14 protein-coding genes are annotated in these 18,464 nt (G+C 49.7%); 9 read left to right on the forward strand and 5 right to left on the reverse strand.

Annotated elements, in window-relative coordinates:
- Positions 1-141: 141 nt before the first annotated feature.
- The 5 genes from FMR86_RS02040 to FMR86_RS02060 all read left to right on the forward strand — a co-directional run bounded on the left by FMR86_RS02040 (position 142) and on the right by FMR86_RS02060 (position 4,862).
- Positions 142-981 (forward strand): acyl-CoA dehydratase activase, encoded by an 840-nt coding sequence (locus FMR86_RS02040; protein WP_163349395.1) that lies wholly within the window; start codon positions 142-144, stop codon positions 979-981.
- A 34-nt stretch (positions 982-1,015) separates the two neighbouring features.
- A complete protein-coding gene (locus tag FMR86_RS02045) occupies positions 1,016-2,146 on the forward strand; it encodes a double-cubane-cluster-containing anaerobic reductase (RefSeq protein WP_163349396.1) in 1,131 nt (376 codons plus the stop codon).
- A gap of 199 nt (positions 2,147-2,345) precedes the next feature.
- Positions 2,346-3,857 carry a 30S ribosomal protein S1 gene (locus FMR86_RS02050; protein ID WP_163349397.1) on the forward strand — a complete coding sequence of 504 codons (1,512 nt, stop codon included), beginning with the start codon at positions 2,346-2,348 and terminating at the stop codon, positions 3,855-3,857.
- Between the two features lie 112 nt (positions 3,858-3,969).
- Positions 3,970-4,137 (forward strand): hypothetical protein, encoded by a 168-nt coding sequence (locus FMR86_RS02055; RefSeq protein ID WP_163349398.1) that lies wholly within the window; start codon positions 3,970-3,972, stop codon positions 4,135-4,137.
- A 2-nt stretch (positions 4,138-4,139) separates the two neighbouring features.
- Entirely contained in the window at positions 4,140-4,862 is a 723-nt protein-coding gene (locus FMR86_RS02060; protein WP_163349399.1) for a sulfite exporter TauE/SafE family protein, read from the forward strand.
- 77 nt (positions 4,863-4,939) lie between these two features.
- Here the strand turns inward: FMR86_RS02060 and FMR86_RS02065 are convergent, their stop codons facing one another.
- Positions 4,940-7,069 carry a mechanosensitive ion channel family protein gene (locus tag FMR86_RS02065; RefSeq protein ID WP_163349400.1) on the reverse strand — a complete coding sequence of 710 codons (2,130 nt, stop codon included), beginning with the start codon at positions 7,067-7,069 and terminating at the stop codon, positions 4,940-4,942.
- Positions 7,070-7,259: 190 nt separating this feature from the next.
- Between FMR86_RS02065 and FMR86_RS02070 the strand changes: the two genes are divergently transcribed.
- Complete coding sequence (locus FMR86_RS02070) at positions 7,260-7,763, forward strand: FxsA family protein (RefSeq protein WP_163349401.1); 504 nt, start codon at positions 7,260-7,262, stop codon at positions 7,761-7,763.
- 145 nt (positions 7,764-7,908) lie between these two features.
- Here FMR86_RS02070 and FMR86_RS02075 read toward each other — a convergent pair whose 3' ends face one another.
- Both FMR86_RS02075 and FMR86_RS02080 read right to left on the reverse strand, forming a co-directional pair.
- Positions 7,909-8,415 (reverse strand): hypothetical protein, encoded by a 507-nt coding sequence (locus FMR86_RS02075; RefSeq protein WP_163349402.1) that lies wholly within the window; start codon positions 8,413-8,415, stop codon positions 7,909-7,911.
- A 44-nt stretch (positions 8,416-8,459) separates the two neighbouring features.
- Positions 8,460-10,532, reverse strand: coding sequence for an RHS repeat-associated core domain-containing protein (locus FMR86_RS02080; protein WP_163349403.1), 2,073 nt, complete (start codon positions 10,530-10,532; stop codon positions 8,460-8,462).
- 218 nt (positions 10,533-10,750) lie between these two features.
- On the opposite strand from FMR86_RS02080, the gene FMR86_RS02085 reads away from it, so the two are divergent.
- Positions 10,751-11,911: a transglutaminase domain-containing protein gene (locus FMR86_RS02085; RefSeq protein ID WP_163349404.1), complete on the forward strand. Its 1,161-nt coding sequence runs from the start codon at positions 10,751-10,753 to the stop codon at positions 11,909-11,911.
- Between the two features lie 15 nt (positions 11,912-11,926).
- Here the strand turns inward: FMR86_RS02085 and FMR86_RS02090 are convergent, their stop codons facing one another.
- Positions 11,927-12,652 carry a septal ring lytic transglycosylase RlpA family protein gene (locus FMR86_RS02090; RefSeq protein WP_163349405.1) on the reverse strand — a complete coding sequence of 242 codons (726 nt, stop codon included), beginning with the start codon at positions 12,650-12,652 and terminating at the stop codon, positions 11,927-11,929.
- Positions 12,653-12,720: 68 nt separating this feature from the next.
- Positions 12,721-13,029, reverse strand: a complete 309-nt coding sequence (locus FMR86_RS02095) for a hypothetical protein (RefSeq protein ID WP_163349406.1) — start codon at positions 13,027-13,029, stop codon at positions 12,721-12,723.
- Positions 13,030-13,068: 39 nt separating this feature from the next.
- Here FMR86_RS02095 and rlmD point away from each other — a divergent pair, with 39 nt between their 5' ends.
- Both rlmD and FMR86_RS02105 read left to right on the forward strand, forming a co-directional pair.
- A complete protein-coding gene (rlmD, locus tag FMR86_RS02100; protein ID WP_163349407.1) occupies positions 13,069-14,469 on the forward strand; it encodes a 23S rRNA (uracil(1939)-C(5))-methyltransferase RlmD in 1,401 nt (466 codons plus the stop codon).
- Positions 14,470-14,500: 31 nt separating this feature from the next.
- Positions 14,501-18,424 carry a class I adenylate cyclase gene (locus tag FMR86_RS02105; protein WP_163349408.1) on the forward strand — a complete coding sequence of 1,308 codons (3,924 nt, stop codon included), beginning with the start codon at positions 14,501-14,503 and terminating at the stop codon, positions 18,422-18,424.
- Positions 18,425-18,464: the final 40 nt, after the last annotated feature.

Consider the following 18,464-nt stretch of genomic DNA (forward strand, 5'->3'; position numbering starts at 1 on the left):
AAAGCCGGAAATTAGACCAGCATTCAGACTTCGGAACATCGGCAGACCTGATAAGTACAACCTCTTTATATCTATTATTTTGATTGGAGACATCGAAAGACGTGATGTAATGGTAAACGGATTATCAAATCGGGAGGCTGAATGCGCACGATAGATGAAACAATTAACCGGAAGGACTCGAACGAATCGCCTTGTGACCCATCCGGCGAGACTGCACTTTTTTTTGCCGGGCTGGATATCGGCTCAACAGCAACCAAAGCTGCCATTATCCATGGCGTGAGCAAAGAAGTTGTGGCTGTTGCCGAAAGGGCTACGGGATGGGCCCCCAAAGAAGCAGCCCGGGAAGCATTGGAGGACGCCCTCTCAAAATTGGACGTTCCCGGCGCATTGATAAGCCGGACTGTTGCCACTGGATACGGGCGCAAAATGGCAGCCGCCGATAAACAGGTAACGGAAATATCCTGTCACGCGCTCGGTGCAAAGCATCTAGTGCCCGAAGCCATGACAGTGCTGGATATCGGCGGACAGGATTCCAAAATGATTGCCCTTGATGAGCAGGGCAACGTTCGTGATTTTCTCATGAATGATAAGTGCGCTGCCGGAACTGGTCGCTTCATTTCCAATATGGCCACGGCACTGGGAATCGACCTCGATGAATTCGGTGTCTTTGCAGCAAAGGGCACACCTGTTCCCATTTCAAGCATGTGCGCCGTCTTCGCTGAATCAGAAGTTATCGGCCTGACGGCATCCGGTGCTTCCCGTGAAGATTTGGCTGCCGGGATAGTAGTCTCCATTGCAAAGCGTTTGACCAGCCTTGCCGGGCGAATATCCTTTACACCAACCATTGCCTTTACCGGAGGAACTGCAAGGAATGCGGAATTAGCAAAATGTTTTTCCGAAGCCATAGGTGTTGAACTCAACACCCCGGTTCTAGCCCCATTCGCCGGGGCCATCGGGGCTGCTCTGATTGCATCCAGATAACTAACGATAAATCTTTTACCAAAGAGGGAACGAGATGAGCTACACATCCATTGATAAACTGACTACGAGAGCGGAAAAAAATCCTTTAGAAGTTGCACAGGCCAAAGAGAAAGGGACGAAAGTCTTTGGGTTTTACTGTCTTTACTCCCCGGTTGAAATTGCCTTGGCAGCCGGAGGAATTGTGGTCGGCCTGTGCGGCACCCGCAATGATCCCATTCCCGCCGCGGAAAGAACACTGCCCCGCAACCTCTGTCCGCTGATTAAATCAAGCTTCGGCTTCGCCGTGGAAGATTCCTGCCCGTATTTCAAATCGGCTGACCTCATTGTTGCAGACTCCACATGCGATGGTAAAAAGAAGATGTTTGAGCAGATGGCCGAGATTAAGCCGCTGCACCTGATGTATCTGCCCCACAATCAGGAACTGGATGTGACCGGACCGTTCTGGGAAGGTGAAGTTGTCCGTTTCAAGGAACGGGTCGAGCAGGAATGCGGAATCAATATCACCGATGAGATGCTCAAAGAGGCCATCAAACTCACCAACCGTGAAGCTGCCGCCCTCAAAGGACTTATGGACCTGAACCAGCAAAATCCTGCCCCCATTTCCGGTATGAAAATGATGGAAATTGTCTTCAAGTCCGGCTTCTTTGCCTCCAAGCAGGAATCTGTGGAATGCCTTGAAGCAATCGTTGATGAAGTAGGCAAGGCACCGCAGGAAGAGACCAAACAGGGTCCCCGCGTCATTATTTCCGGCGTTCCCATGGGCCTCGGCTCACACAAGGTCTGCCAGCTTATTGAAGAAGCCGGCGGCGTTGTAGTGGCCTTTGAGAACTGTACCGGCTACAAAAAGACCATGCAGGTGGATACTGAAAAGGCTCCCATCACGGCTTTGGCGGAAAAATACCTTGCCACACCATGCTCGATCATGTCCCCCAACCCCGGCCGAATCGATCTCCTGAACACCATGATCGCTGATTTCAAAGCAGATGCCATCGTAGATCTCACCTGGCAGGCCTGCCATACCTACAATGTTGAGGCGGAAAATATCCGCAAATATGTACAGGATGACAAAAAGATGCCCTACCTGCACATCGAGACAGATTATTCCGACGCTGATACCGAACAACTGCGCGTGCGCATTGAAGCATTCCTTGAAATGATCGGGTAATCCCCAAAAACCATATTGATAAACAGGGTGGTTGGAATTAATTCTGACCACCCTTTTTCAGTGGTGTTAAGGGCCATAAAAAATATATGAATAAATCGTTTGAAAATTGCGGAGTTTCCCGTTAGGTTCCCATTGTCCACGGCACTATAAAAAACCTACCTTGCCGGGACCAATTTGCCCTTTCAGGAGAACCAAGAGCATGTCCGAGAAAAACTTGGAAACCAATGGCGAAGAGAACTTTGCCGAACTGTTTGAAGCCTTCCAGTCCGAATCCAACGACAACCTTCAGGTCGGAGACCAGATCAAAGGAACCGTCATTTCCATCACCAAAGATTCCGTGTTTGTTGACACCGGGTCCAAGGTGGACGGAGTTGTCGACCGTGATGAACTGACCGATGAAGAAGGCGAACTGACCGTCAAGGACGGAGACAGCGTGGAACTCTACGTTATCTCCATGAACAACAATGAAATCGTCCTTTCCAAAGCCATGTCCGGCGCGGGCGGACTCAACATGCTGCGTGAAGCATACGAGAACAAAGTCCCGGTTGAAGGAAAGGTTGCAGAAACCTGCAAAGGCGGTTTCAGAGTTAAAATGATGCACCGCAAGGTATTCTGCCCCGTAAGCCAGATCGACACTTCTTTTGTTGAAGATGCTGAAGCATACGTTGGCAGCACCCACAATTTTCAGGTCATCAAGTTCGAAGAAAACGGTCGCAACATTGTTGTTTCCAGAAGAGTCCTTCTCGAACAGGAACAGGAAAAAGCCCGTGAAGCATTCATGCAGGACGTCCAGCCTGACGCTGTCATGGAAGGTAAAGTCACCAAGCTGATGCCGTTCGGCGCATTTGTTGAGCTTACTCCCGGCGTGGAAGGCATGGTTCATGTTTCCGAACTGAGCTGGTCCCGTTCCGCCAAGCCCGAGGACGTTGTCCAGCCCGGCGATGAAGTAACTGTGCGCATTCTTTCCATGGAGCCGCGCAAAGACGGCAAAGGTCTCAAAATCGGCCTTTCCCTCAAGCAGCTGCAGGCTGACCCGTGGGACGAAGTAGGCGACAAGTTCAAAGCCGGCGACAAGATCAGCGGTACCGTTGTCCGCTGTGCCGATTTCGGTGCATTCGTTGAAATCGCACCCGGCATCGAAGGCCTCGTCCACGTTTCCGAAATGAGCTACACCAAGCGCGTGCACAAGCCTTCTGACGAAGTTACCCCCGGTGACGAAGTAGCGGTCATGGTTAAAGACATTGATCCGGTCAAACGCCGTATCGGCCTGTCCATGAAAGACGCTGCCGGAGATCCGTGGGTAGACATGGAAGACAGCTTCAAGGTCGGTCAGGAAGTTGAAGGAACCGTGGAGAACCGTGCTGAGTTCGGTATCTTCATCAACCTCGCTCCCGGCATCACCGGACTGCTGCCCATGTCACGCATCACCCGTTCCGGAAAGCAGGCTGAGCTTGAAGCCCTTAAGCCCGGCGACAAGGTTAAAATCTCCATCGAAGAGATCAACACTGCCGACCGCAAGGTGACCCTCACCGCAGGCGATGCTAAAAAAGAAGATGGCGACAGCGACTGGAAAGAATACGCCAAGTCCGCACCCAAGAAGTCTGCCTCCCGCAAATCCGCTCCCAAAACCTCCTCCACCTCCGGTGGCGCAGGCGGTTTCGGAGGCCTGCTCGGCGACAAGCTTCAAGAAGCCATGAAAAACAAAAAATAGTCATTCCAAAGGCCGGACTATCCCTATGGGACGTCCGGCCTTTTTTTATTTTACCATGAATAATAGTCGCACTGTCATCTGCTGGAAAGATTGCTGAACAGGGTTTAAGGAGGTGAGTTCCCACCTTCAAGAACTTGAATCCGGCATGACCATGCAAGCTGAAGTGCGCGCCGACCAGTTGGGCAACATCAATATCATCTGCCGGGTCCGCAAAGCTGAAATCATTGCCGAAGCCCCCACCCCGGAAGAGACCATCCTGCTGACCCTGCAAAAGAAGTAGCCATGTCTCCTTTCCTGCTTGTACCGCTCATATTTCTAAGTGCCGGATTTATCCAAGGCTTAACCGGATTCGGTCAGGCACTGCTGGCCATGCCGCTGCTGGCATTCATCATGGACATTAAGCTGGCTGTCCCGCTCTGTACCCTCTGTGGCATGATCGTTAACATCAACATGACCCACAGGCTGCGCAAAAATCTGGAACGCGCGAAAATCCTGCCGCTCATCATCGGTTCCATTCCCGGATCCATTTTTGGGACCATGATGCTCAAAGAAGTCAACGGGGATTATATACGGCTATTCCTCGGCATACTGATTACATCTTTTTCCGCCTATTCCCTGCTGGCAAAACCCATCAAGCTGAACCTGAGCAGCAAATGGGGTTACTTCTCCGGGTTCCTGACCGGATCAATCGCCGCAGCCGTAAGCGCGGGCGGTCCTCCATCCATTATCTACGCCTCCATCCAAGGCTGGAGCAAGGACGCCATCAAGGCCACACTGGTCAGCTTCTTCCTCTTCTCAGGAACTCTGGCCGCTTGCGGCCACCTGCTCAGCGGCTTGACCACCTTCTATGTTTTCCAGCTGGCTCTGGCCTCAATTTTACCCATTTATGCAGGAACTTATCTCGGCAGCAAGCTTTCCAGCCGCATTTCAGACGAATTTTACCGCAGAATCGTCATGACCCTTCTTGTCTTCATGGGATTGATGCTTGTTTTTCAGAACGTATAAAAAATAGAAGCATCAAGTAAAAAAGGACTCACGTTTTTAGCGTGAGTCCTTTTCTGTTCAAGCAGTATTTTGATTTATTATTTTTCTTTGACCGGCCTTATGGAATTGGCATAGCTGCGCGCCTCGCTTATGGCATGGGCGTCTGACTGAAATTCAGGATAATTGTCAGGGTTATCCTGTCTAAAGTGGACGGTCGTTGTGGGGAAAGCAATATTGATTTTAAGCTCCTCGGCAAGCCGCAATGCATCCACGATGAACTCATGCCTTACGAGAAGCTCTTTGGCCCAATCTTCAGTTTTAAAAAAGATGTAGACCATGATGTCAATGGACGAGGGACCGAAGTCATTGACCACAATATGAAAGTCCGTTTTTCTGGTGTTGGGATGATTCATAACCAGACGCTTCAATCCCTGCACATACCCGTTGAGATTCTCGGCAGGAGTGTCATAAGCAACACCTATGGTGGTTTTATATCTGCGCCATTCTCTACGCCCCATATTATCAACTGGTGTAGTGATGAATTTTGCATTGGGTATTATCACTTCGGAATTGTAGAAAGTGCGGATAGAAGTTGATCTTACCCCGACCTTCTCCACCGTCCCGTCATGTCCGAGAAAAGTGATCCAATCACCCACAGCAAAGGGACGGGTGGTCATAATTACCATGGTTCCGAAGATGTTCTCCAGCGTATCTTTACCGGCCAGTGCTATTGCCAGACCACCGATGCCCATTGCTGCAAAAATCCTTGTGGAGTCCTGACCGAACAGCTGGGCAATATGGGCAAGCCCCATAAGAATGACAGCCAGCTTGAAGATCTGGGCAATGATCAGCATCATTGTCGCCCTGATACTTGATCCCCCTTTTGCTGTGATCACATCGCAAAAAAGATTGGCCGTAATGGTGATGATCCAGACCATTGACAAAGTGCCGATGATTTTAACCCCGTACAGGGAAAAAACCATCAGGTCTTTGTATAAAATGAGCACTCCGATCATGGTGAGCCATAAATAGCCCATAACCATCATCTGAACCGGAAGGATAAATTTACGGCGGCCCGGCGGGATAATTCCTTCAGGAAGCTTTGTTTCAACTGAAGTAAGTATTTTGTTCAAAAGGAATGAAATTATTTTTAAGGCAAGCGGGGTTATCAGAAAGAGAGCAAACAGGGCTACCCATTTATAGATGTTTGTATTCAGGTAGCTCGCCATTAACTGCGGATAATTTCGCTGAACAAAGTCATCAATAATCATATGCAGCGGCAACTCATTGCCCACAAACGGATCTGTTCCTTCCCGCAAAAGATCCTGCATGATATCGTCATAACAGGTTTGGACTACCTGCAAACTATGCGGCGTGAACTTCCATGCCTTGCGCCCGTTTTCAAGAGTCACAACATGCATGGTGATGGACCCCATCTCCGGCACCACCATAAATACAGGTGCGTATTCACTGTCGGGAGAAGCAGAAAGCTCTTCAAGATGCAGCGGGGAGCAGCTGTTAATTATCCGGTAAAGCATAACAGCCAGAATAGGACCGTAAACAGGCTTTTCCAGTGCTGTGAACCTGCTCATGTCCAACGTGCTGATGGCTGCTTCCAGATTATCCTGATTCGTTCTGACAACTCCTGATTTCAAGGTAAAAAAAGTTCTGTACGGAGACATAAGGCTTTGCAGAAAGGTGTCTCCTTCCATTTTTTCAGAAGTGAACTTGGCATATTTATAGCGCAATTTTTTGACCAGTTCCATGAACGCAGGATTTTTAAACAGGGTGCTGGAAAAATGCCATCCATCGATTCCTTTTTTCATCAGAACATCGAACTCTTGCCCTTCGTAGGAAAAATGCAGATCAGCTTTGTTCCCCTGAATATTGTCCGGGATATCTTCATCAATATCGTAATTCATGTTTTCAAGGACAAGGAAAATATCACGGGCTTTCTTGACTGCTTCAGACTTGTTGTCATCTGCCATGTCTTCCGGAGAAGAGACCACTTTGGTCAGACAGTCGAATCCGGTGTAATGATCACGGTTGTAACTGCGAACGCTATACAGAAAGGAACGGACAGCTTTGCGGGGAGTTGATAAATCGCATGTATTTTCAGCAGTTAATAATTCCGTTTTATTATCGAGAACAGGGCTGTTGCCGGTGAAGAGGAACGTGCCGAGCAAAAGCCCTATCAGTAAAGCAATGGACCAATAAACTTTCATCATGTGACTCCGTGACGGTGAATTTTAAAATTGAATTCTATAAGTTAATGATGTGATGTCAATTAGGATTTATAAAATGGAAATTACCTTTAGCACAATTTTTAGCGCAGAATTGTCATAACCATCCTTGTCTTCATGGGATTGATGCTTATATTCCAGAACGTCTAACAAGAAATTAAGCACGGGAGACTAAATGTTCGCTAAGATTTTTCTGGGTTTTGTCCTTATCCCCCTGATCGATCTCTACATTCTGGTACAGATCGGCTCTGAAATCGGGACCCTCAATGCCATTGCCCTCTGTCTGCTGACCGCCTTTGTGGGCGCGGCCCTCGCCAAATCCCAAGGCGTTGCCACCATGCAGAAGGTGCAGGAAAACCTGAACAAAGGCATCATGCCCGCCGAGGACATCCTCGACGCGGTGCTGATCTTCCTCGCCGGACTGGTCCTTTTGACCCCCGGATTCATGACCGATATTTTCGGCCTGCTCATCCTTTTCCCGGTCACCAGAGGGTACTTCAAACGCATGCTGCGCCACCAGTTTGAAAACATGAAGAACAATCCCAACATCCACGTGGTCCACCACAATTCAGAATTCACCGCCTGGACCAATCAGGACCAGCCCAAGCGGCGCATTGACGACCACGACGTTATTGATGTTGAGGTGGAAGAGAGGAAGGATGATAAGCCGCTGCAGTAAGCGCGGATTTAAATATTGTTTTGATGAGAAACGGCCCCTGCACTTTGGTGCGGGGGCCGTTTTGTTTCTACGATCCGTAATCTTGGACAAGGTGACGGATAAGAATCAGCCCCCGGACCGGGCTCCGTGTTGTATGAGCAGATGATTACTCTAATTTAAATGAGTTGTTTATATCATCATATAATAGATGCGTCTTTTTCCATGAAATATAAAATATGGCGGTATGAAACAAAGGAAATAGCAACAAGAGAATCAAACCCGGAATTTGACCAAAAGCGAGGAGAAGGTATGGGTATGCAGCCAGTATGTAGATTATTAAAATTAAACCTATTGCGACATTGTCTTCGGATCCCATTCCGTAAAGTAAACACGGCCAGAATGTAACAATTACCCACATAAATGTATAAAAAGGTAATTTTTTTGATTCCTGTTCTTTATATGGAAAAATTGTTTTTACGGCATTTATAGTGGAAAAAAAATACAAAAAACACCACGAAAAAACATAAAGGAAGGCAGATGTATTGCTTGTAAATCCTCCAAAAAGCCAAGCTGTAAGAATAGCCAGCAGAGCAAAAATACCGCTGAGGCTGAAATATGAAAAATACGCAAATACAAATTTTCCAAATTTTGATAACTGTCTTTGATTGTTCATATTATACCGGATACCCCCGAACCGGAATTCGGGGGTATTTGTTTTTATTTTTTTCCGTGGCGATAACCATTTGCTATATTTTGCTGATCAACAGGATCATCAAAAAAATCACCCCACCAGCTAGCTTTTGCTGTTCCAGTAAATACCTGCACAGCCCCGGCACCAGCTTTCGCCTCTAACTCTGAAATACCCAAAGCCTTGGCAGCTGCTCCAAAGTTGTAGTTGCCGAAATGCTCATACTCTCGCCCTCTCGTTTTATAGTCCTGTTCCCTACCCGGGCCGAATTGATGGGCAAGATATCCATATTTTGCTAACCTACTGTATACTGAAGGCAATAGGTCGGCTTTTTTACCAAAAGCTTTTGCTTTTGCCATGTTTTCATCGACGCTAACTCCTTTAGGAGCAGCAGGAACATTTCTGGCTACACTTTTTTTCGTAGCCAGCATCCCACTCTTCTTAGCTTGCTGTAATTCATCTTCAGCTTTTTTCAGCGGACTGGGCGTAGCCGCTGTTTTCCGGGCAGCGGCTTGCTGCTCTTTCTCAGCTTCCTCTTCAGCCTTTTTCGCTTCCTTTACCTCTTCGGCTTCCGCTTTTTCTTTTTGCGCCTTTGCCTCAGCAAGCTGTTCTTCCTGTGCTTGCTGGTCAGCTCTGGCTTTATCTTCTGCTTGTCTGGTCTGTTGCAGGTCCGATTTGACGGACTGAGTCTTGTTTCCGCCTCTCTTACTCCCGACTAATCCGGAAAGAACATCACCGCCTAAACCCAAAAGACCACTGATTGAACCTGTCGAATTACTGGAACCGGAGGGCCCATTGTTATTGGATTCGTTTCCCTCGCCGCCGAGTTTTCCGGAAAGAATTCCTTTGCCTTTCCCAAGAAGACCGTTGATTGCTCCGGTCGAATTGCCTGAACCGGATGTTTTGCCGCTATTGTTATTGGATTCGCCGCTCACGCTGTCGACTAATCCGGAAAGAGCACCTTTGCCTCGTCCGGTAAGACCGCCGATTGCTCCTCCACCGGAATTATCGGAACTTGAGCCTCTCCTGCTGCCTGCCCCGCCGGTTCCTTCGCCGAAGTCGCCAAAGCTTCCGCGTGAAAACAACCCGACACGATCCACAAAATTAACCGGATCATCAGCACAGTAACCGTAAACATCCACGTCCCCGCCAGCCAGCCCCAGCGGATCAGGCTGGATGAACCTGCCGATGGTGGGATCGTATTCACGGAATCCGAAATGGACCAGCCCGGTGTCCTTGTCGTATAGACCTCCGGCGAAACCCAGCGCGATTTCCATTTGCTTATTGGTATCGACAATTTTATTTCCAAACGAATCCCGGATAATCCGCTTTACCTCATTTCCGGCGTCATTAGCAACTATGCAAATAGTCCCCACCTGATCTGCGGCGAAGTAATACACATTTTCATTGAAACGCATGGCAATGGGATCGCCGTCTTCATCGTAGGCGAATTCACGGGTATTGCCGAAATGGTCCGCCACTGCGGCTAGGGTGGTGAAATCGTGCCAATGGTAGGTTTCCACTTTTTGGGTGTTGATGAATTTAGATATCCGTTTGCCTTCGTCATCAATTTCGTAGCTGATCCGTCTGCCATCCGGTAGTTTAACCTGCTGCAGCTGGCCGGATTCATGATAGCTGTAGCGGGTTACCTCCGGCCCGAACTGCTTTGCGGTCAAGCGGCCCTCGCTGTCATAGGAATATTTCACCTTCCCGGCTTTCTCCAGACGCAAACCCGGACCGTAACGAAAAGAACGGTTCGGAAGCCATGAAGTCACCCCGAAATATCGCTCCCCGGATTTTCCGTAGAGATATTCTTCGATCAGGCTTTCGCCGCTCCAAACCTTATGCAGCCTGCCGCCTGCATCGTATTCATAGCGAAAATGCTGGGTGAAATTCTCATATTCCAATGCCCGCTCGACAATGCGCCCGTTTTCATCACGCTTGGTTGCCAGCACGGAAAACGGCTCTGACACTCCCGGCACTGCGAATGGGGTTACCCGGACGGCGTCTTCGGGGCTGTAGTCCACGTCATCGCGTTCAAATTCATCAAACAGGTTTGCGCCTGTTCCGGTGCTTGGTGTTCTGGGTTTAAACGATGTCATTATTTACCTCTTCGATTAAAGTTACCGGGAAAACATCCTGAATCACTGCAATTCAAAACAATTATCCCTCTTCAATCCTCAGGGTAACGGCAAAGGCGGACCTGAATTAGATTACTCAGGTCCGCCTTTGCAAAAATCAACCGGATGAACACGCCTCCAGCGGTGTTGCGGGATTCCTTATTTTGAAATAATTTAATCAAAAAGCATTGTACAAAATTATGACTAAACTCCTGAAAACAACAAGCTCACTTCTTATCTGCCTGCACCTGATCTTCACTGCGCAATGGGCCACAGCGCAGGAGAGCGGCTTCTATTCAGAAGAACTGATATCAACAGAGCAGAACTCATTTTATGATATCTACGACTTCATCCTTCCTGCGCTCATTTCAGCGGTAACCATCAAACCGACCGCCACCGACGCGCAAAAGATTGACCGTGTTGCAGACTACGTAAATTTTTACTCAACTCCGGGCTTTAATAAACGCATGAGCGGCCTCGGTACTAACGACGGATGGCGGTTCGGAGCCGCAGTAATGCTCTACAGCGGCAATATTCTTTGCTCCGAGCAGTCGGCCCTTGCGGTAACTATTCTGGATTATTACTTCCCGCTTATCAGATTCAGGAACGTAAAGAGCCATACCTACCATGAACTTTTTCATGGAGGCAGATGGCTTATTGTGGACCCGTACACAAATATGCATTTGCACGACAGCAAGGGCAGGATAGCATCCGAGAAAGACATTCAGGACTGGCTGGCAGGAGACAACAGCGCACTGGCTGCGTGGGACAAAAACACCATCAAAACCTTAAAGTATCTGGATTTATTCAAAGCAGATTTCAGCGAGACTTTCGGTGAGACCTATAAAATGGACAATTACAGCTATGATGATTTTGTCGGCATGAATCTGGATGAATTTCTCCGCAAGACTGAAGTAGATAAAGAATACCTGAAAACAAGAAGAAGCCTGCTCTACCTGCTGTACATAAGGAATAATTTCCACCAATACATCATCGCAAGCGACAGTCCGGCACAGGCCGCATACGATATTCAGGACTACCTTTTCTCCAAAATCAGAGAAGACCGCGCAAAGGGGATTACCCGGAAAGGCATAAATTACGACCAGCTTTTCGCCCGTGGCTACCAGCTTCTGGGGGACTATGATCGTGCCATAACGGAATACAAAAAACTTGCCCCTTCAGCTGAGACAGCACTGTTTATGGCCCAGTGCTACTTCAAACAAAACCGCACGGAAAAATTCAACAGCCTGCGGAAAAAACTCAGGGACAATATTTTCTATCGTCACATGTACCTGCAACTGAACCATAAGGAGTTGCTGGACGGCGATATAAAATTGTTCAGAAAAAAACTGTTTTTATAGAGCTTCAGCCCGGATCTATTCCTGAATAACATCCGCCAGAATAAAAGTTCCCGGAAAACCTTTTCCAAGGGAAAGATGCGCTTTGCGGGCCTTATCCAGAGATTTGTACATCCCCAGCTGGACCTTGAAAATCTGGGCACTGTCGGTGACAACACGCACGGTGCGGGTGTTGTGGAATCCGGCCTTGTTAAGTCTTTCGATAAGGCGGTCGGCATTGGCCTTGACCTTGTAAGCCCCGGCCTGAATGTAAAATGCGCCGTAGAGTTTTTTATTCACTACAACGGGAGCCGGAGCGGCTACGGGCTGCGGTTCAGGTTCCGGGCGGTAGGGCTCGATGAGTACCTTGGCCTTTCCGGCATCAATGAAGCCCAGCTTCCGGGCGGCGGCGCGGGAAAGGTCGATGATACGATCCGGTACAAAGGGACCGCGGTCATTGATGATTACAGCAACCTTCTTTTTGTTTCCGAGGTTGGTAACATTCACCTTCACGCCCAGAGGCAGGTAATTGTGGGCGGCGGTCATTTTCTCCATGTCATAGGGTTCACCGCTGGCAGTGAGCTTGCCCTGAAATTTTTCCCCGTACCACGAAGCCATGCCCTGCTCTTTATAGTCTGCGGGAATAACAATTGTGGCAGCAGCGGAAACACTGTCGTGCGTTTTGTTCCGGGATTCATCCTGAGCGAACGAGGGGACCGCAACCATCAGCAGCAAAAGCTGCACTAAAAAAAACCTTTTGATCATTTATCTCTCCTGCCCGATTTAGTACAATGCATGTTACCATTATGCAGATTTCGGGGCGGTGGCAAGTCTTAGAGTTTTTTCATCTCTCTGCGATGCTTTTGCTCATTATATTCGCCCAGTTCGTACATGCGGATTTTGTTGCTGCGCGGAAACTCCCTTTTGAACAGGGTTTTGAGTAATTTCTTCATGCCCTTCAACGCGGTTTGGTGCTCGATTTTTTCATAACCGTCTTCGTAAATAATGTACTCCTGCTCATGAACATGCAAAATTAGCAGGGAACGGTTGCGTTTATATGTGCGCAGGTCTATGCAATGGCCCACGGGCAGCTTTTTGAGCTTCCGTAAAACCGATTCAAGTGCTGTTGCTTTATCAATCATGGACCGGAGCGTACAGCGGCCAAAGGAGAACTGTCAAACATGAGTAATGAAACCAAGCCTGTCCGCAAGGGCGATATAGTTGAAACCGAGATCGAATCCCTGGCCTTCGGCGGCAGGGGCATCGGCCGCTATGAAGGGCTGACCCTTTTTGTGGAAAATGTAGTTCCCGGACAGACGGTTCGCTGTGAAATTACCAAGGCCAAAAAAAGGTTCGCCGAGGCCAGACGCACTGAAATCATCAGTCATGTTGAAGCTGAACAGACTCCGGCCTGCGAATACTTCGGAACCTGCGGCGGATGCCTGCATCAGGACATTAAATACAGTGCCCAGACTTTCTGGAAAGGACGTCAGGTCTGCGAGACCCTTGAGCGCATCGGCAAAATTCCTGCCGACACTCCGGGCATGGGCGATGAAGCCCTGCCATCGCCGCTGGAATACGGTTACCGCAACAAAATGGAATTTTCCTTCCACGGCATCGGCGATTCCCTGAAGCTGGGCTTCAAACGACGCGGAAGTGAGACCGAAGTCATTAATATTTCCAGCTGTCCGCTGCTGCCGGAAGCGTGTAAAAATATCCCGGAACTGGCCCGCGAGTACTGCGCCAAGACCGGGATCGGCACCTACCGTCACAACCGGGGCGGCTACTGGCGCAAGCTGGTGGTCCGTTTCTCCCACCACAGCGGTGAGATGATGGTCCACCTGCTCACCGAGCCGGCCAAATCCCACCACACCATCAAGGGGCTGGGCAAGCTGCTCTCAGAGAATATCCCGCAGCTGAAAAGTTTTGTGCATTCCACCCGCAAAGGCCGCGCCGACCTCGCCACCGGGGAACGGCAGATCTTCCTGACCGGGCAGGAGCATATCACTGAAACCCTGACCCGTGCAGACGGACGCGAAGTCAATTACCAGATCAGCCCCAATGCATTTTTCCAGACCAACTCCAAAGGTGCGGAAATGCTCTACCGCAAAAGCGTAGAGCTGGCCGCTCCCGGACCGGATGACGTTGTCTGGGACCTTTTCTGCGGATCAGGTGGCATCGGCATGTTCATGGCCAAGGATGTGGGCCGGATGATCGGTATTGAAGTTTCCGAAGAATCTGTTGAGTCGGCAAAAGAAAATGCGAAACTCAACGGACTAAAAAACACAGAATACATCGTGGGTAACCTTGCATCCGAAAAAGGACTGCCCGATGATCTGCCCCGCCCGGATATGGTCATTGTGGACCCGCCGCGCTCAGGGGTTCCCGAATCGTCCCTGCAAAAACTTATTAAGCTCGGCACGCCGAAAATCCTCTACATATCCTGCAATCCCTCCACCCTTGCCCGCGATGTGGCAAAAATGGAAGGGAAATACAAGCTGGAGAGGTTTGCAGCGGTGGATATGTTCCCGCATACGGCGCATGTGGAAACCGTTGCACTGTTGACCCAAACGGGCTGTTGACGAAAACAGGCTAAACAGGTCAGAATATTATATGGCTGAGACAGAAACACATGATACCCTGCTGGAGGAACTGCGCAGACTGACCCTCTACCCTCCTGAAGAGCGGCAACTGGCGGAGTTGCGCTTCAAGATTGAGGGGAAATTCAGCAGGGCGCAGAATCCTCCGGACGGACTTGAATCGGCAAAATATGCCATGCTGTTCTATGGAATAGCTCTCAAGGCCATTGAGCAGGAAGCCGAGGAAAGCAAAAAGATTTCCTTTGCTCCGGAACCCACTGACACCACAGCAGCCGTCTGTCTCGACAACCTTGCCCTGATGGGGCCCTGCGGCCGGAATCTGGCCGCCCTGATCCTCTGCAACAAACTGCTTCCGTTCTCACGGGCCAAAGACTGGTTTTCCAAACAGCATGACAAAACAGCCATCGCAGTGGCCGACCGCATGCCGGCCGTACACAAAGGCGATGTGCCGGAACGGATAAGGTTTGCAAACTCAGTGCTTGAACGGGCCTCGGACCTCGACCTGCATAAATCAGTTGATTTTTTCGCCCGCAACGGAACACGCAAAGGCCAACTTACCTTCAGTTCGCTGGTTAAATTCATGTCCGGCAACTACGGCAGCACCTGTCGTGAAAGGCTGCGCGTCCCGGAAAGCCTTGATGAAATAACTCTCTGCACTGAAACAATGCCCCCCTATCCGGACCGGGAACTGGTGGACGACGTATCCTTCCACCTGAAGACAATGGACCCGATCATCATGGGAAAGGTGCTTCGGGCCGTAGTCAGGCTTGCAGATGAAATAGATGACGAACTGCTCAAGGAAATAATACCCCTTGCCCAATCCGCTTCCCTGCCCCTGGCAAAAGCGGCAATGGATGTACTCACCAGATTCGGAGGTGCCAGACGGGGCAGAATTTTCGCACAGATTTTCAATGAAGCACCCAAGCTGCGGGCAGAACTCATCAACCGGGTTCCGCTGCTCAGCAGTGAAAATTTCTCCCGCTTCATGAATGATATTTCAAATGTCTTCCACACCCCGGTACTGGCGGTCCTCTATTCCACAATCAGCGAAGAAGATCCGCAGTGTTTTGGAAACATTCTGGCAAGTGTGCTCAAACAATCCCGCAGCAAAAAGAAAAACAGCCTGAAACCCGTGCTGTCCCGGATAATGGATACGGACAGTCTGGAAGAACCGCTCAGACCGGAAATGCCGGAAGGCAAAAATATCCCCGGTGTGGATTTTGTCAAACAGGGCGGCCCCATTGTGCTCAATATTGAACAGAAAGAGGAAGAACAGACCGGATTCAAACGCATCTTCGGCAAGCCGATAGTCCAGTCCGACAGCATGCCGGACATATACACAGACGGACAGATCACCAACCAGCGGCTGCACAAGCTTAATAAATGGAAAAGCCTTTCGCGCGGACTGACCTTCCAGAACACCACCTTCACAGCCTGCGAATTCAGAGAATCTTTCATGGAAGAATGCACCTTCAAAAACTGCACTTTTGAAGCATGCACCTTTGCTGAAGCTGTTTTTCTGGAAAGTGAATTCACAGAATGCAACTTCCAAAGCTGTTCCCTGAACGAGAGCACCTTTTACGACTGTTCTTTTACGGACTGTTCCTTTACCACCTCCCACTTTGATTCTGCAGTCACTTTCCTGAGTACCTTTAAAAGCTGCCGCTTAAATGCTGTTGCCGCAGCAGGAGCATATTTCTGCAGGACAAGATTTTTCGCCACCATGCTCCGGGCCTGCGATTTACGTGAAGCCTTCTTTTACAAAAGCACCCACAGAGGATGCGACTTCGAATTTTCAGACTTTGCCACCACCCTGTTCAGGGACGGAGCGGCCACCTGTTCGAACTTTCATGAATGCAGCACAATCCACTGCCGGGCCATGAACATGAAAACCGAATCCCCGGAACTGCTCAAAGCCATGAGCCGGACCTTTAGCGCACGGCTGACCATGCGGGAAAGATTAAAAAAAAGATCCGCCGGATTTGGAGAAATAGACGAGTACGGCCGGGGAGTGCTGCACAAGACCATCAAACGCTGGTTCGCATTCAAGGACATCAACCGCAACTACGCCAATTTCGGCTCCAATAACAAGCGCAGGCTGGACTGGGCCGCGGCCAAACTGGATGACCGGGGGCAGAAGTTTATGAAACTGCTGCCCGCCCTGCTGCACACCAATATCTTTGAAGTGAAATCCGGCATGGATCACAGCAGTGCAGGTTCCAGAATCAAGGGCTATGAACTCACCCCGCAGGCTGCGGATCTGCTGGAAGAATTCTTCCCGGAAACAGAATATGAAGAGGGCGGCAAATCTTTCATTCCCATTGAAGCCTTCATGTCCATCGGCAGTACCGGGACCATTGCCCAGACCCCGGATTCGGACCTGGACTGCTGGGTCTGCTGCGATTTCAAGGGCAAACCGCCGGAAAGCCGGGAAAAGCTTGGTGTTAAATTAAAAAACATCGAAAAATGGGCCCTTAATGAATTCGGGCTGGAACTGCACTTCTTCATCATGGATACCCGCGAAATCCGGAACAATAAATTCGGGTTAAGCGACGAGGAAAGCTCCGGTTCAGCCCAGAGCGCAATCCTGAAAGAAGAATTTTACCGCACCGCCCTGCTGCTGGCCGGCAAGCCGCCCCTGTGGTGGTTCACCCCGCCGGAGGCCGGAGAAAAAACATATGAAGCAGGCAGGAAAAAAGTAAGCCTGCTCAAGGGCAAAGATTTCTTTGTTGATCTCGGTAATGTTCCCAGCATTCCCGTTGAAGAATTTTTCGGGGCCTCCCTCTGGCAGATAGTTAAAGGGATTAAAAGCCCGTTCAAAGCCATAATGAAATTCGGTCTGCTGGAGCTTTACACCTCAGACAGCAGATATTCGCTGCTCTGCGAAAAGCTTAAAAAAAATATCCGGCAGGGGACACGGTCCATTCGCCGGGTTGACCCCTACATGCTTCTCTACCGGGAGCTTGCAGATTTCTATGCCCTGCGGGACCATAAAGACTATATATGGCTTACGGCCATGTCCCTGCGCTTGAAGTGCGGTCTGACCGGAGAAAAAGGACTGGCGGGAGCTCCTAGCCGCCCGGAAGAAATTGAACTCATGGAATTCACCGCCACCCTGTCCGGGGAAACACCGGAAGGGGCAGTGGACGATTTCAAGGATCTTTCCGACTTCAGTTCCGTGGTGGAACTGGGCAGGCAGGTCAACCAGTTCATGATCAATACCTACATGAAAGTGCGCGGGGAACAGGACAAGATTCCCGGAATTTCCATCACCCCCGAAGACCTTACCCGGCTGGGCAGGGTTGTTTTTTCAGCCTTTGCCAAGCGCAAGGACAAAATTCTGCGCTTGTCCCTGCCCGGTCCCAGAACCCATTTTTTTAATTCCATCAATATTTCCCGCTCGGAAATTGGAAATTTGTGGCAAATTCATGGAGAGTACCCGGACGAATCCGGAGCCCGCAACATCCTGACCGGGATAGAATCAGGAGCGGACCTTAATTCCATGCTGGTCTGGCTGGCCCTGAACGGTCTTTTCAATCAGGAAATGCAGGTCAAAACCGATATGAGTGCGGCCCCCCTACGTGCCCGGGAGCTAAAAAAACTTTTCAGCGACCTGATGCTTTTCTTCCCCAAAAAGGAAACCTTTAATGTCGCCATTGAAGAAACCCTGAACACGGAACGGATAACACGGGGATTTTTCATCGTGAACCTCTGTGTTCCCCCGGAGAGCAGAAAGGTACAGGAAGTTCATTTTGTATACAGCACCAACTGGGGCGAGGTATTCTGCAGGCCGCTAAAGGTAAACATTAAGCTGGTGGAAAACCCGGAAAAATATCTGCGGGAAGAGCTGGGATCGCTTTGTGACGGGGACTTCCGGCTGGGTCAGTTTGTTCCGCAGAATTCTGAATGCCCGTTCCTTAAAATTCCGGTGAGTTAGGGCTGCATCTGAAAGCTGCCGGACAACAATCTGCCCAGAG

Source organism: Desulfovibrio sp. JC010 (assembly GCF_010470675.1).
Lineage (GTDB): Bacteria > Desulfobacterota > Desulfovibrionia > Desulfovibrionales > Desulfovibrionaceae > Maridesulfovibrio.

Coding starts and splice junctions, on each gene's coding strand:
- FMR86_RS02060 (WP_163349399.1), top strand. CDS start 4,140: ATGTCTCCTTTCCTGCTTGTACCGCTCATATTTCTAAGTGCCGGATTT.
- FMR86_RS02065 (WP_163349400.1), bottom strand. CDS start 7,069: ATGATGAAAGTTTATTGGTCCATTGCTTTACTGATAGGGCTTTTGCTC.
- rlmD (WP_163349407.1), top strand. CDS start 13,069: ATGAGTAATGAAACCAAGCCTGTCCGCAAGGGCGATATAGTTGAAACC.
- FMR86_RS02040 (WP_163349395.1), top strand. CDS start 142: ATGCGCACGATAGATGAAACAATTAACCGGAAGGACTCGAACGAATCG.
- FMR86_RS02070 (WP_163349401.1), top strand. CDS start 7,260: ATGTTCGCTAAGATTTTTCTGGGTTTTGTCCTTATCCCCCTGATCGAT.
- FMR86_RS02075 (WP_163349402.1), bottom strand. CDS start 8,415: ATGAACAATCAAAGACAGTTATCAAAATTTGGAAAATTTGTATTTGCG.
- FMR86_RS02080 (WP_163349403.1), bottom strand. CDS start 10,532: ATGACATCGTTTAAACCCAGAACACCAAGCACCGGAACAGGCGCAAAC.
- FMR86_RS02045 (WP_163349396.1), top strand. CDS start 1,016: ATGAGCTACACATCCATTGATAAACTGACTACGAGAGCGGAAAAAAAT.
- FMR86_RS02105 (WP_163349408.1), top strand. CDS start 14,501: ATGGCTGAGACAGAAACACATGATACCCTGCTGGAGGAACTGCGCAGA.
- FMR86_RS02085 (WP_163349404.1), top strand. CDS start 10,751: ATGACTAAACTCCTGAAAACAACAAGCTCACTTCTTATCTGCCTGCAC.
- FMR86_RS02090 (WP_163349405.1), bottom strand. CDS start 12,652: ATGATCAAAAGGTTTTTTTTAGTGCAGCTTTTGCTGCTGATGGTTGCG.
- FMR86_RS02095 (WP_163349406.1), bottom strand. CDS start 13,029: ATGATTGATAAAGCAACAGCACTTGAATCGGTTTTACGGAAGCTCAAA.
- FMR86_RS02050 (WP_163349397.1), top strand. CDS start 2,346: ATGTCCGAGAAAAACTTGGAAACCAATGGCGAAGAGAACTTTGCCGAA.